The 14387-nt window shown below is 71.5% G+C and carries 12 protein-coding genes; 2 read left to right on the top strand and 10 right to left on the bottom strand.

The features are described 5' to 3' along the window. Positions 1-39: 39 nt before the first annotated feature. Together AB8735_RS00570 and AB8735_RS00575 are read right to left on the bottom strand one after the other, a co-directional pair. Positions 40-2583, bottom strand: coding sequence for an FtsX-like permease family protein (locus AB8735_RS00570; protein ID WP_372404252.1), 2544 nt, complete (start codon positions 2581-2583; stop codon positions 40-42). Next, positions 2580-3383, bottom strand: coding sequence for an ABC transporter ATP-binding protein (locus AB8735_RS00575; RefSeq protein ID WP_372404254.1), 804 nt, complete (start codon positions 3381-3383; stop codon positions 2580-2582). The genes AB8735_RS00570 and AB8735_RS00575 overlap by 4 nt, the downstream gene beginning before the upstream one ends. Before the next feature lie 239 nt (positions 3384-3622). On the opposite strand from AB8735_RS00575, the gene ligD reads away from it, so the two are divergent. Further along, a complete protein-coding gene (gene ligD / locus AB8735_RS00580; RefSeq protein ID WP_372404256.1) occupies positions 3623-4585 on the top strand; it encodes a non-homologous end-joining DNA ligase in 963 nt (320 codons plus the stop codon). Between the two features lie 48 nt (positions 4586-4633). Here the strand turns inward: ligD and AB8735_RS00585 are convergent, their stop codons facing one another. From AB8735_RS00585 to AB8735_RS00610, 6 genes are all read right to left on the bottom strand, one after another. Beyond that, complete coding sequence (locus tag AB8735_RS00585) at positions 4634-5356, bottom strand: transglycosylase SLT domain-containing protein (protein WP_372404258.1); 723 nt, start codon at positions 5354-5356, stop codon at positions 4634-4636. Positions 5357-5721: 365 nt separating this feature from the next. Beyond that, the gene (locus tag AB8735_RS00590; RefSeq protein ID WP_372404260.1) at positions 5722-6477 is read right to left on the bottom strand and encodes an SDR family NAD(P)-dependent oxidoreductase; all 756 of its coding nucleotides are present in this window, start codon (positions 6475-6477) and stop codon (positions 5722-5724) included. A gap of 24 nt (positions 6478-6501) precedes the next feature. Continuing rightward, positions 6502-6843 carry a hypothetical protein gene (locus AB8735_RS00595; RefSeq protein ID WP_372404261.1) on the bottom strand — a complete coding sequence of 114 codons (342 nt, stop codon included), beginning with the start codon at positions 6841-6843 and terminating at the stop codon, positions 6502-6504. Between the two features lie 144 nt (positions 6844-6987). Next, complete coding sequence (locus tag AB8735_RS00600) at positions 6988-7650, bottom strand: transglycosylase SLT domain-containing protein (RefSeq protein WP_372404263.1); 663 nt, start codon at positions 7648-7650, stop codon at positions 6988-6990. Positions 7651-7898: 248 nt separating this feature from the next. Continuing rightward, positions 7899-8192: a hypothetical protein gene (locus AB8735_RS00605; protein ID WP_372404264.1), complete on the bottom strand. Its 294-nt coding sequence runs from the start codon at positions 8190-8192 to the stop codon at positions 7899-7901. Positions 8193-8306: 114 nt separating this feature from the next. Beyond that, on the bottom strand, positions 8307-9794 hold the full coding sequence (locus AB8735_RS00610; RefSeq protein ID WP_372404266.1) for an amino acid permease: 1488 nt from the start codon (positions 9792-9794) through the stop codon (positions 8307-8309). 604 nt (positions 9795-10398) lie between these two features. On the opposite strand from AB8735_RS00610, the gene AB8735_RS00615 reads away from it, so the two are divergent. Next, on the top strand, positions 10399-10887 hold the full coding sequence (locus AB8735_RS00615; protein ID WP_344021533.1) for a VOC family protein: 489 nt from the start codon (positions 10399-10401) through the stop codon (positions 10885-10887). Here the strand turns inward: AB8735_RS00615 and AB8735_RS00620 are convergent. Then, positions 10857-12266: a cytosine permease gene (locus tag AB8735_RS00620; protein WP_372404268.1), complete on the bottom strand. Its 1410-nt coding sequence runs from the start codon at positions 12264-12266 to the stop codon at positions 10857-10859. The genes AB8735_RS00615 and AB8735_RS00620 overlap by 31 nt on opposite strands. A gap of 103 nt (positions 12267-12369) precedes the next feature. Next, complete coding sequence (gene phsA, locus AB8735_RS00625) at positions 12370-14211, bottom strand: O-aminophenol oxidase PhsA (RefSeq protein ID WP_372404270.1); 1842 nt, start codon at positions 14209-14211, stop codon at positions 12370-12372. Positions 14212-14387: the final 176 nt, after the last annotated feature.

Below are 14387 nucleotides of genomic sequence, written 5' to 3' on the forward strand. Positions count from 1 at the left end.
CAACTCCCGGCGCTGAAGCGGACGTTCACCTTCGGTGAGTCACTGCCGTTCGGCGCCGGCCGCCAGGGGCCCGCGCCGGAGCAGGGCCCGGGTCGGCAGGCCGGTGGCGGCGAGGACGAGCAGGACGGTCGCGGCGGCCAGTGGCAGGGCCGTGCCGGCCGGGACGTACGGGGCGGATCCGGTGACGCCGCGGGCGATCGGCACCAGGGTCGTCCAGGCGATGGCTCCGCCCACGAGGAGCCCGGTGACGGCGACCAGCAGCGCCTCCCAGCGCATCATGTCGCGCACCTGACGGCGGGTGGTGCCGGAGAGCCGGAGCAGGGCGACCTCGCGGCGGCGGTCGAGGACGGTCATGACCAGGGTGTTGGCCGCGGCGACGGCGGCGAAACCGCCGAGGACGGCCGCCATGACGGTGTTCGCCCAGGCGTTGAGCTCCCGGTCCCGGTCGGCCCGCGCGGCGAAGCCCGCGGCGTCGGTGACGGTGCTGCCGGGGGTGCCGAGCGCGGCCAGCCGCCGGGCGACGGCGGCGTGGTCGGCACCGGGCGCGTCGCGGACGAGGACCTGTGCGTCGAGGGCGGCGGAGGTGTGTCCGGCGACGGCCGCGCGGGGCAGCAGGACCTCGCCGAGGCCCAGGCCCCTCTCGTAGGTGGCGACCAGCCGGGGCCGGACGCGGGTGCCGTCGCCGAGCCAGAACGGGACGGCGTCGCCCGGCCTGACATGGAGGCTGCGGGCGAGCGAGGCGTCCAGGGCGACGGTGTCCGGCGAGGTCCCCAGGGCGGCGAGGGAGCCGCTCCCGACCCCGAGGTCGAGCACCCGGGCCAGCTTCGCCGGGTCGCCGGAGACACCGAGGGCGGTGGACGACTGCAGGGCGTCGCCGGAGCGGTGGACGACTCCGGTGCGCAGGACGCCGACGGCGGTGTCCACGCCGGGAACGCGGGCGGCCCGGCCGGCGGTGGCGGCGGGCAGGCCGGGACCACCGGGGGTGAGGACATGGTCGGCGACGACGCCACTGCGGACGTGGTCGTCGGCGACGTGCCGGATGGTGCTCTGCAGGAAGACGAGCGTGCCGCAGAAGGCGGTCACCATGGCGATCGGGGTGATGGCGGAGGCCAGCCGGCGGGCGTGCGCCCGGGTGTTGTCGGCGGCCAGCGAGCCGGACGCGCCGGCGGAACGGAGGGGCAGGCCGAGGACGGTCGTGCACAGCCAGGTGAGCGGCTGGCCGAGGAGGGCGACGGCCAGCAGGAAGCACATGACGACGCCGAGGGCCGTGTTGGCCGCGTTGTCCCCGTCCTGTCCGGCGGCGAGCCCGGCGAGGGTGACGCCGCCGGCCGCGGCGGCCAGGCCGAGGGCGGTGCGGATCACGCCGGGGCGGCGGCGTTCGACGGCGGACTCGCCCAGGGCGAGGCTCGGGCGGAGCTTCGCGGGGCGGCGGGCGCCGGCGTAACCGGCGATCAGCGCGGACACCAGGGTGGTGCCGATCGCGACGCCCAGGGGAATGGGGCCGATGTCGAGGGAGACCTGCTCGGGGATCGCGCCGCGGTCCACGAGCTGGTCGAACCACCAGGAGGCCAGGGCCAGGCCGGGCAGGATCCCGAGGGCTCCGGCGACCGGGGCGACGATCATGGCCTCGGTGGCGACGGTCCGGCGGATCTGCCGCGGGGTGGCGCCGATCGCCCGGAGCAGGGCGAATTCGCGGGAGCGCTGACCGGTGGCCAGGGCGACGGTGCCGATGACGACGAAGACGGCGGTCATGGCGGCGATGCCGCCGAAGGACCCGCCGAGCCCGGTCAGCACCTCCTTCGCCCCGGTGAGGCCGGGCTCCTCGGCCCGGCCCCGGGCGTCACCGGTCAGGACCCGGGCGTCGTCGCCCACGGCCTGCCGTACCTGCCGGTCGAGCACGGTGCCGGTGACGCCGGGGCGGGCGCGGACGGCGATGGCGTCCGCCGTGCCCGGGTGCCCGGAGAGCCGGTCCGCTGTGCGGTCGGCGAACCAGGCGGTCGCGCCACCGCTGCCCGCAGGGGCGAGGCCGGAGACGCGGTAGGTGGCGGTGCCGCCCGGGGCGGCGAGCGCGACGCGGTCGCCGGTGGCCAGGTGCGCGGCGCGGGCGGAGGCGGCGTCCAGGACGACCTCTTCGGCGCGCGGGGCGCGGCCCTGGACCAGGGCGGCGGTGCCGGCGGCCGTGTCGAGGCCGACGGTCGCGTAGGGCCGCCCGGTCCAGGCCGCCGCGGAGGTCCCGGCAGCGGGCTGGACGGGGAAGGAGACGTCGGGCACGGCCGTCGCCACGCCCGGCCGGGCCGCGATCCTCGCGGCCAGCGAGGTGTCGACGCGGGCGCGCTCGGGCAGCGCGGCCTCGGAGGTGCTGCGGTTCTCGCCGTGGCCCGTGGTGATCCGCACCTGGGTGTCCCCGGCGACGACCACGGGGATGTGCTGATAGCGCACGGGTGTGACGTGTGCGGTGATGCCGGTCTGCAGCAGGACGCCGCAGGCGGTGATGATCGCGGCGCTGAACAGCAGCGCGACGAGGCTGCCCGCGAACGAGGCGGGCCGGAAGCGCACGGATGCCCGTGCGAGGCCGTTCGTCATGCCGCCGCCCCCGCGTGACGGCCGCCGTGCGCGGCGGTCAGCGCGACCATCCGGTCGGCGACGCTCTGCGGGTCGGGCCGGGTCAGCTCGCCGGCGAGGAGTCCGTCGGCGAGGAAGAGGACCCGGTCGGAGTGGGAGGCGGCCACCGGGTCGTGGGTGACCATGACGACGGTGGCACCGAGCGTGTCGACGGCCCGCCGCAGCAGGCCGAGGACCTCCTGGGCGGAGCGGGTGTCGAGCGCGCCGGTCGGCTCGTCGGCGAAGACCACCTCGGGCCGGGTGATCAGCGCCCGGGCGATCGCGACCCGCTGCTGCTGCCCGCCGGAGAGCTGCCCGGGGCGGCGCCTGCCGTACCCGTCCAGGCCGACCTCGGCCAGGAGCTCCTGGGCCCGGCGCCGGTCCTGGCGCTCGCCGGCGAGACGCTGCGGGAGCAGGACGTTCTGCAGCACGGACAGCGAGGGCAGCAGGTTGAAGGACTGGAAGACGAAGCCGATGCGGCTGCGCCGCAGCTTCGTCAGCCGGTCCTCGTTGAGCCCGGTGATCTCCTGGCCGCCCAGCAGCACCTGTCCCGCGCTCGGCCGGTCCAGGCCGGCTGCACACTGCAGGAACGTGCTCTTGCCGGACCCGGAGGGGCCCATCACCGCGGTGAAGCTGCCGCGCGGCAGCGCGAGGTCCACACCCCGCAGGGCCTGGACGGCGCCCTCGCCGCGGCCGTAGGCGCGCCGCACGGCGCGCAGCTCGACCGCGGGGCCGTGCCCCGGGTGCTGCTCGGTGGATACGCGGTCGCGGCGCGACGCCATGAGGTCCCTTCCTTCGCCGGTCATCGTGCCTACGACGGTAGAAAGGTCCAGGTCAGCGGGGAATGGTGGCAGCCGGGCAGTACGGGGTGGGGTTTTCCCCCGGGTGCGGGTACCGGTGTCCCGGAGGTCCGCGGGCGCCCGCGTCCCGGACGGCCCGGCGCCGCGGGCTACGCCCGGGCGGCGGCTCCCCCCACGTGCATGACCTGCGAAACCCCGCCGCGCGCCGGACCATCGAAGACATGGCCCTGCCCGTCGCCCCGCTCCCCGCGATCCGGCCCATGCTGACGGTCCCCGGACCGCTGCCGGACGAGCACGAGGAGACGGAGTGGGGCTTCGAGGTCAAGTGGGACGGTGTGCGCTGCGTCGTCACGGCGTCGGGGGACGGCGGCATCCAGCTCGTCAGCAGGACGGGCAACGACGTCACCACCACCTACCCCGAGCTGCGCGAGCTGGGCCTGCAGCTCCAGGGCCGCCCCACCGTCCTCGACGGCGAGATCGTGGCGATGGACGAGAAGGGCCGGCCCGACTTCGGGCTGCTCCAGCGCCGCATGGGCATCGCGAACCCACGGCGGGCGGCGCACCTGGCCATGGAGTACCCGATCCACCTGATGCTCTTCGACGTGATGCACGTCGGCGGCCGGTCCCTGATGGCCACCCCCTACCAGGAGCGGCGGGCCGTGCTCGCCGGGATGGGGCTCACCGGCCGGAACTGGTCCGTGCCCACGCACCTGGCGGGCCACGGGCGGCGGGCATGGGACGCCACGCTGCGGCACGGGTACGAGGGCGTCATCGCCAAGCGGCTGACCTCGTACTACCTGCCCGGCGTCCGGTCACCCGACTGGCGGAAGGTCAAGCACCTGCTCACCCTCGACGTGGTCATCGGGGGCTGGACGGAGGGCCGGGGCTCGCTGGCCGGGCTCCCCGGCGCGGTCCTGGCGGGCGTGGACGAGCCGACGGGCCTGCGCTACGTCGGCTCCGTCGGCTCGGGGCTGTCCGGGCACGAACGCCGGGACCTCGCCCGCTATCTGTCGGCGGTCGCCCGGGAGGACTCGCCCTTCGCCGGTCCGGTCGACGCGCCCGGCGCGCACTGGGTCGAACCACGGCTCGTCGCCGAGATCACCCTGACCGGCTGGACGCCGGCGGGGCACGTCCGGCACCCCATCTGGCACCGGCTGCGCCCCGATCTGACTCTGCCCGGCTGATGACGCCCGGGTGATGTTCAATTCCGGCTGATCAGCAGTTGGAACTGATCAGTAGGCGGAGTTGACGTTGTCCATGGAGCCGTAGGTCTTGGCGGCGTAGTTGCAGGACGCGACGATGTTGGCCACCGGGTCGTAGATGTCCCAGGACGTACCGTCCACGTGGAAGGCCTGGAACGTCGGGTCGATGATCTGCAGCAGACCCTTCGACGGCACGCCATTCACGGCGTTGACGTCCCAGTCGTTGATCGCCTGGGGGTTGCCGGTCGACTCGCGCAGGACGTTGCGCTTGATGCCCTCGTAGGAGCCGGGGATGCCCTTGGCCCGCATGATGTCCAGCGCCTGGTTGATCCAGCCGTCCAGGTCGTTGCCGTAGGCCTTCGGCGCCGGAGCGGCGGCCGGGGCCTGCTCGGCGGCCTTGACCGGCTGACGCGCGGCGGAACGGCTCGCGGTCTCCTTCTCGGCGCGCTCCTTGTCCGCGGCGGCCTTGGCGGCCTTCGCCTCGCCGTCGGCCTTGACCGTCGCGGCGGCCTCCGTCCGCGCCTGCGCGGCGGCCTCGTCGGCCTGCTGCGCGAGCTCGCCCCGGCCCTGCTCGTCCGCGGTGAAGGCCTTGGCGTCGAACGCCACCGGCTTCACGGCCACCGACTGAGCGGCGGCCGGACCACCCGAGACCACCGCGAACGCCACGGCGGCCGCACCAGCGGCACCGAGACCGGCGGCGGAAATCTTGTGGACCTTGGACAGACGGGTATAACCGGAGTGAGTGGAACGCATGCGAAGAAGAACCTCTTCCCGTATCGCGGAACCGCACCGCACCGGAGATCCGATACGAAACGAGCGCCGCAATCCGACGGCGCCCCAGCGGGTCCAGCAATTGTTAGCGGCCGGGAAAACCCCTGACAATGCCTGTGACCTACTACCGACCACCGTCCACACCCACCCGCACCGGCGCGAATTCCCCCGATAAAAGCCGACGGCCACCACTAAGCAACGCAGTAAGTGATCCAGGTCCCATGGCCGGGCTCACACGCGGACGCCCGCTTCCTCACTTTCCGTCAGCGGGCGCTACACAGTTTTCGGGTCAGCACAGTCCGGTCAGCACAGTCGGGGCGGCGCAGTTCGGGTCGGCGCAGTCGGGGTCAGCGCATCAGCGCGCCGCCGTTGATGTCGTAGGTCGCCCCCGTGATGAACCCGGCGTGCGGCCCGGCCAGATAGACGGCCAGCCGCGCCACCTCCTCGGGGGTGGCGATGCGCCCCACGGGAACCTGAGCCGTCAGCCCGGCCAGGACCTCCTCGCCGACGGCGCGGACCATAGGGGTGTCGATCATGGCGGGGGCGATGGTGTTGACGGTGATCCCGTGGGGGCCGAGTTCTGCGGCGAAGACCCGGCCGAGGGCGATCAGCCCGGCCTTGGCCGCTCCATAGGCGGCGCCGGTGGGCCGGGGGGCCTGGCCGGCGATGGAGGCGAGGTTGACGACGCGGCCGCTCCCCCGGGTCCGCATGTCGCCGGTGACCTCGCGGGTGAGGAAGAACGCGGCCCGCAGGTTGACGTCGAAGACCTGGTCCCATTCGGCGGGCGTGATGTCCCGGAGGGGCTTGGTCAGGGCCCGGGCGGCGTTGTTGACGAGGATGTCCATGGTTCCGTAGCGCTCGAGGACCTCGCGGTAGCGGTCCGTGAGGGCGTCCAGGTCGGCCAGGTCGCAGGTCATGGGTACGACGCGCTCCCCGCCGGCGTCGGTCTCCTCGGCCATGGCCCGGTTCGCGTCCTCGTCCACGTCCCACGCCACGACCCGGGCGCCGGCGTCCAGGAAGGCCCGCACCAGGGCGCGGCCGAGCCCCCGGGCACTGCCGGTGATCAGGGCCGTTTGTCCGTCGAGCTCTGTTCCGTACGGCATCACGCGTCCGCCTTTCCCGCCCGCTCAGGCATTGCCGAAGAAGAGCTGCCGGCCCGCCCGCGCCTCGATCCGCAGGTATTTCCACAGCCGTCCGTCGCCCAGGCGCGTCTCGCGGACGATGCCGCAGATCCCCTCGACCGCGGCCAGGTCGGGCATGTCCGCGAGGATGTACGAGGTCCAGGGCCAGCCGGTGGAGGCGCCGACCATCATCCGGTCGTCGTCGAAGGTGCCCAGCACGGTGGCGCCGAAGCGGCCGGCGAGGTCGGCGAACGCGCCGGGGATGGCCTCCATCACCTCGGTGCGTTCCTCGTCGCCGGCGTTGAAGAATTCCTGGGTCACCGCGATGCAGAAGAGGGTCCGGATCATGAGGAGTACGCCCCCGCCCTTCGTTGAAGATCATTCACTGAAGATCATCTACCGTTCCGCACGCTACCCGACGGTCCAGTGTGGAACGCACGGAGGGCGGTGGCTCCCTCTCGGGTGCCACCGCCCTCTGCGGTGCGTGACGGATCAGTACGCGGAGTTGACGTTGTCCATGGAGCCGTAGGTCTTGGCGGCGTAGTTGCAGGACGCGACGATGTTGGCCACCGGGTCGTAGATGTCCCAGGACGTACCGTCCACATGGAAGGCCTTGAACGTCGGGTCGATGATCTGCAGCAGACCCTTCGACGGCACACCATTCACCGCATTGACGTCCCAGTCGTTGATCGCCTGGGGGTTACCGGTCGACTCGCGCAGAACGTTGCGCTTGATGCCCTCGTACGAACCCGGGATGCCCTTGGCCCGCATGATGTCCAGCGCCTGGTTGATCCAGCCGTCCAGGTCGTTGCCGTAGGCCTTCGGCGCCGGAGCGGCGGCCTTGACCGGCTTGCGCTCGGTGGAGCGGCTCGCGGCCTGCTCGCCGGCACGGTCGGTCTTCTGCTGGACCTGGGCCTTCGCCTGGGCAGCGGCCTCGTCGGCCTGCTTCGCCAGCTCGCCCTGGTCGGCGTCGGTCTTGAACGACTTCGCGTCGAACGCCACGGGCTTCACGCCCACCGACTGCACATCGGCTGCGGCCGGGCCACCGGAGACCATCGCGAACGCCACGGCGGCCGCACCGGCGGCACCGAGACCAGCGGCGGAAATCTTGTGGACCTTGGACAGACGGGTATAGCCGGAGTGAGTGGAACGCATGACGAAGAAGAACCTCTTCCCGATCGCGGAGTCGCACCGCACCGGAAACCCGGTACGAAAGAAGCGCCGTAATCCGACGGCGCCCCAGCGGGTCCAGCAATTGTTAGCGGCCCGGAAATCGCCTGACAATGCCTGTGACCTACTACCGGAGGCCGTTCACGCGCCCCACCGCTCCGGGGAAATCCCATGGGCAGGCGGGCGTACTTCACTAAGCCGCGCAGTAAGTGACGCACGCCCTATGCCCGTCCTCACACGCGGACGCCCGCGATGTCACTCGGGATCCAACGGCCGCTACGTGATGTCACCAGCGGGAGGAGCGATTCCTCCTCGTGGTCGAGGTGGGCGGTCGGCTCCTCCGACAGCCGGGCGAGCTCGGCCCGGAAACGCCGGGGATCCGCGGTCGCGAGGTCCGCGAGCAGGGGCGGCCGGTGCTTCCTGGAGGCGCGCGACCGTCCGGTGCTCGGCGCGCAGCCGGTCCAGGACGGGGGCGCAGGTCCGGGTGCGGGGGCGTGACCGGAGGGGGATGGACACCCGGTCGTCACGGGTGTGCTCCCCCGGTGCGACGGGTGTCCGGCCCCTTCCCCAGCCGGGAACGACGGTGCCGCGGCCCCTCCGGGGAGGGACCGCGGCACCGTCATGGACCGGACGGGGAGGGATCAGCCCTCCGAACCGCCCGCCCGCTGGAGCTCCGCCTCGCGGCGGGTGCGCTCGACGCGGCCGCGGACGACGAACCAGCCGCCGACCAGGGCCGCCGCGATGAGCGGCAGGCACAGGATGGTGTCCCGGCTGGCGCCCTTGTCGGCCGCCATCAGGACCAGCACTCCGGCCAGGAAGACCAGCGTGACGATCTGCGTGTAGGGGGCGAAGGGCAGCTTGTAGGAGGGGCGGGTGACCCGGCCTTCCTTGGAGCGGCGCCAGAAGAGCAGCGAGCAGAGCATGATCATGCCCCAGGTGCCGATGATGCCGATGGCGGCGAAGTTCAGCACGATCTCGAAGGCGTTGTCGGGGACGACGAAGTTCAGGGCGACGCCCAGGACGCAGAAGAACGCGGTGAGCAGGATGCCGCCGTAGGGCACCTGGCCCTTGTTCATGCGGCCGGTGAACTTCGGCGCGGAGCCCGACATGGCCATCGAGCGCAGGATGCGTCCGGTGGAGTAGAGGCCGGAGTTGAGGCTGGAGAGCGCCGCGGTGAGGACGACGAGGTTCATCACGCCGGCCGCGTACGGGACGCCGATCTTGGACAGGACGGTGACGAAGGGGCTCTCGCCGCCGGTGAAGGCGTTGTACGGCAGCAGCAGCGCCAGGAGGACGACCGAGCCGACGTAGAAGAGACCGACGCGCCACATGATCGAGTTGATCGCCTTCGGCATGATCTTCTCGGGGTTCTTCGTCTCGCCCGCGGCGACACCGCACAGCTCGACGGAGGCGTAGGCGAAGACGACGCCCTGGATGACCATCAGCATCGGCATCACGCCGACCGGGAAGATGCCGCCGTGGTCGAGGACGTTGTGCAGACCCGGGGTGGTGCCGCCGACGTCATGCTGGCTGACCAGCAGGAAGATGCCGATGAACATGAAGACGACGAGCGCGCCGACCTTGATGATCGCGAACCAGAACTCCATCTCGCCGAAGTACTTCACCGAGATGAGGTTCACGGTGAGGACGACCGCGAGGGCTATCAGCGCCAGGACCCACTGCGGGATGTCGCTGAACATGCCCCAGTAGTGGGTGTAGGTGGCGACGGCCGTGATGTCGGCGATGCCGGTGGTGGCCCAGTTCAGGAAGTAGAGCCAGCCGGCGGCGAAGGCGCCCTTCTCCCCCATGAATTCACGGGCGTAGGAGACGAACGCTCCGGAGGACGGGCGGTACAGGACGAGCTCACCGAGGGCGCGCACGACGAAGAAGGCGAAGATGCCGCACACCGCGTAGGCGATGAAGAGGGAGGGTCCCGCGCTGGCGAGGCGGCCGCCGGCTCCGAGGAAGAGGCCGGTGCCGATGGCGCCGCCGATCGCGATCATGTTGATGTGGCGGGACTTGAGGTCCTTGCTGTAGCCCGCGTCGCCGGCGTCCACGTGGGCGGGCGCCGTGGCCGGGGCCGACACGTCGGTCGCGGTGTCGGCCGCGGTGAGAGTGCGGTCACTCATGAATGTCTTGCCTTCGTTGGTGGGGGCAGGACCGGGCGGTGGCCCCTCGGGGGACCGGGCCCGGCACTCGGCACGTCCGGCGGCGCCGGTCGTCCTGGGATCGGAAGGTAGGAGTGATCTAGAAGTTGTACGGGGTGGGGGGAGGACTTACCCGCGGTATCTGACAAGTCCTGATCGGAATGGTGAAAGGAGCGCCAGGATGTCGTCAAGAGTTTGAGGGGAATTGACATTTTCAAAGAGTCACGCTACGTGCCCGGCCGCCAGGAGGCTTCGCAGGTCACCCGCGTGAACCCTCAGCGATCGACTACACACCGCTACCAACGGCCCGTTGGGCTGGCCCGTCCGAGCCGAAATTCCTTTTCCGTTCGGCGAATGGAAAAACATTTTCGCGGCCAATCGGGCCGGGGAATGACTCGCCTCACATTCCGGGGCGTGGACGCGCGGGAAGGGGCACCGCACCCGGCCGGGGCCGTTCGGGTGACACCCACGCGTGGGCACGCCGGAGCGCGGGCAGGGTAGCGGCCGGGCCGCGTCCGACAGGCCCGATCGGCGGCGGCTTCCGCCGCTTCGTCCGGATTCCCAGGCGAGTGCCAGGAGAGGCGCCATGCAGAAGATCACCCCGTTCCTGTGGTTCGACGACCGGGCCCAGGAGGCCGCCGAGCACTACACCTCCCTCTTCCCGGACTCCCGGATCGTCCATGTGCAGCGCTACGGGGAGGCGGGCCCGGGAGAGCCGGGGACGGTCATGACGGTCACATTCGAACTCGCCGGGCAGCAGTTCATCGCGCTCAACGGCGGACCCCAGTTCACCTTCAACGAGGCCGTCTCCCTCTATGTCGACTGCACGTCGCAGGAGGAGGTGGACGAGCTGTGGGAGAAGCTCGGGGCGGGCGGCGAGCCGGGGCCCTGCGGCTGGCTCAAGGACCGCTACGGCGTCTCCTGGCAGATCATCCCCAGGACCCTCACCGACCGGCTGGGCGATCCCGACCCCGTGAAGTCGGACCGGGTCATGAAGGCCATGCTGCAGATGACGAAGATCGACGTGCGGGCGCTGGAGCGGGCCTATGAAGAGGCCTCGGAGGAGGAGGGGTAGGAGACCGCCGGCGGCCGGGACGGGCGCCGGCGGGCCCACGCGTGGTAGACAGCGCCGGTGACGACGAGCCCGACGATCCACGAGACGTCCGCCCCGCCGAGCCGCTCGGCCACCGGGCCGGTGTAGAGCTTCTGGGCCAGGAACGGGACCTGTGCGGCCACCCCCAGGACATAGCAGGAGAGCGCCGTCACGTTCCAGCGGCCGTACCGCCCGTCGGGGTCGTACAGAGCGGGGACATCCACCCGCTCCCGGGAGATCAGGTAGTAGTCGGTGAGGTTGATCGCGCTCCACGGCGTGAAGACGGTCAGTATCAGCAGGACGAAGCTCTTGAAGTTGTCGAGGAAGTCCGCGCTGGCCACGGTCGCGATGAGCACCGAGACCGCCGTGAATCCGGTGATGTACGCGGCGCGGGCGGCGGGGGCCAGGGCGGAGCGGCCGGTGAAGGCGGTGACGGTAGTCAGCAGGGACATGAACCCGCCGTACGCGTTGAGGCAGTTCACGGTCAGCTTGCCCGTCACGATCACCAGGTAGACGAGGAGGGCCGCGGCGGCCGGTCCGGCCAGGTCTCCGACGAAGCCGACCTGGTCGGACAGGAAGGCGTCACCGGCGACAGCGGCGATCAGGGCGCCGAGGGTCATGGCCCACTGCGAGCCGACGACGCTGCCGCCGAAGGCGGACCAGAAGGTCGCCCGCGCGCTCGTGCTCCGGGGCAGGTAGCGCGAGTAGTCGGCGACGTACGGGCCGAAGGTCAGCTGCCAGCCGGCCCCGAGGGCGACGGCCAGCAGGAACGTGGCCGCGTCGAAGGGCTTCTCCCCCACATGCCCGGCCACGTCGTAGCGGACGAGGACCGCGGCCATCAGATACCCGAGACCGGCGACGCCCGCGACGGTGGCGATCCGGCCTGCGATATGGATCACCCGGTATCCGGTCACGGCGACCACGGCGGTCAGCGCGCCGAAGACGAGGATGCCGGCGGTGGTGTCACCGAGGTGCAGCAGTCTGCTGACCGCCTGACCGGCCAGCACGCTGCCGGTGGCCGCGAAGCCGAGGTACATCAGGACGACGAGGACGAGCGGCAGGACGGCGCCGTACACCCCGAACTGCGCCCGGCTGGAGATCATTTGCGGCAGCCCCAGCCGTGGCCCCTGGGCCGCGTGCAGGGCCATGACGGCGCCGCCCAGCACATTGCCCAGGAGCAGCGCGGGGATCGCCCAGAGCGCGTCCGACCCGGCGACGACGGCCAGCGCGCCGTCGACGATCGCCGTGATCTGCGTCGTGGCACCGAACCAGAGGGTGAACTGGCCGCGCGGGGAGCCGTGTCGCTCCTCGTCGGGGATGACCTCGATGGTCCGGTGCTCGACGAGCGGGTCGGATCTCATGGCGCTCCCTGGCTCGGGGCGGGGCTGGTGCGCAGAATGTGACACACGGGAATACCGAGGTCAACACCGTTGGGCCGGGGACGCCTTGTGCTCCGTGCGCGGCTCAGTGGCCGTGATCGTGATCATGGTCCGGCGTGTGATGGTCGAACGCCATCACCTCCGGCGGCATGACGACGAACGGCCGCATCATGCCCATGTCCTCATGCTCCAGCAGATGGCAGTGGTACATGAACCGTCCGTACGCTCCGGTGAACCGCCCTGCCACCGTGACCATTTGACGGCCCGGCACTCGGAACACATCCTTCCAGCCCTGCTCGTTGGGGGCGACGGGCACCGGGTGCGCGGTGTCGGGGACGACGGGCGTACGGGTGCCGCCGAGCGCGAGGTCGAAGCCGTCGCTGTCGACCGGCTGCCGCTCCAGCAGCTGGAAGTCGACGAGGTGGATGTGGAGGGGGTGCGTGAACCGGCTGATGTTCAGCAGGCTCCACACCTCCGGCTCGTCGTGCGCGGCCTTGAAGCCGAGGGTGTCGTCGAAGGTCCGCGCGGTGCGGCGGTACGTCCGGGTCGTGCCGTCCTTGCCGGTGAGCTGGATGACGCCGTCGGACGGTACGGGCACGGAGCCATTCTTGACCTCCTCCATCTCCCAGAGTTCGGGGTGCCCACCGCCGCCCTTCGTGCCGGGCTCGGTGATGACGACGAGCCGGTGCCGGTGGTGCTCCTTCACCTCGACCCGCTCGAAGGAGGGCGAGAGCACCGCGGGGAGCTTGAACCGGTCGGTGACCGCCTCCTGCCCCACACGGAACTCCATCACCTGGGGGAAAGGCACATCGTTCACCGGGTCGGCCTCGCCGGGCGGCGCGGTGGCCACGTTGACCAGCCGGAGCCTCCTCCCGCGCAGCGCGCGGAAGTCGACGAGGAGGTCCATGCGTTCGGCGGGGACGATGGTGAGCTGCGGCTGCCCGGGGCCGAAGTCGACGGGTACGGGACGGGGCAGCAGCCCGCCGTCCGAGCCGATCTGGCGGACGGCGCCGGGGACGACGCGGCCGTGTTCGTCGATCAGCGCCAGGTTGTAGACGCGGGCGTTGGAGGCGTTGAGCAGCCGGAAGCGGTACCAGCGCGCCTCGACGTCAAGATGGGGCCACAGCACACCGTTGACCAGGGTGTACGGCCCGGTGAACGGGAAGGTCACATGCTTGCCGGTCTCCGGGTCCGGGCCCTGGTCCAGGGTCTTGTGCAGCAGGTCGCCCGTGAGGCGGCCGTCCCCGCCGGTGTCGAAGTTGCGGTCGGCGACGATCAGCGGGATCTCGTACGCGCCGGACGGCAGGCCCAGCGCGTCCTCCTCCACGTCGCGGACCAGGTACATCCCGGCGAGTCCGGCGAAGACGTTCCACCGGGTGATGTTCATGGCGTGGTCGTGGTACCACCAGGCCGTCGCCCGGTGGGCGTTGGGGTATTCGGAGAGCTGGGCGTCGCCGTACGCGACGGCGTTCTCCGCCCAGCCGTCGTTGCCTCCGCCGGTGACCGCGCCGTGCACATGGGTCACCGTCCACGCGGGCAGGGCGGCGACCGCCCGGACCGGGGCGACGCCCTCCCGGCCGGGCCGCGTGGTGGCCTGCACCGCACCGGGCTTGGTGACGAACGGCACCTCCACGGCCGTGACCGGCATGGTGCCGGCGATGCCGTTCCTCCAGGCGATGCGGATCCGCCGGTCGCGCCGCACCTCGATGGTGGGGCCCGGGAACTGCCCTTCGTAGGCCCAGACGGTGGTCGGGGGCAGTTCGCTGTGCAGGGTCTTGAGGCTCTCGCGGAGTTCGATCTCCAGCTCGGTGCCGAGACCCTGCTCGCCCGGCCGGAGGACCGGCGGGATCTGCAGGGGATCGAGGTAGGGCGTGGGCACGTCCGTGGACGCGTAGGGCTGTTCGGTGATGGTGACGGTGTCCGACATGGTCCAACCCCCGTTGGTGTTTCCGCGTGCCGCCGACGGCTTCCGGCCGCAGCTTTCTGTCCGATGGGACCGCGCGCCAACCGTGTCCGGTTGACACGGAACTGCCTGGATACACCAAGTACCACGGTGTTTCGGCCATTTGGTCGGGCATCGCGCCGCGCGCGTCCGGCCTGCAG

The organism is Streptomyces luteireticuli (genome assembly GCF_041519305.1).
GTDB lineage: Bacteria > Actinomycetota > Actinomycetes > Streptomycetales > Streptomycetaceae > Streptomyces > Streptomyces luteireticuli.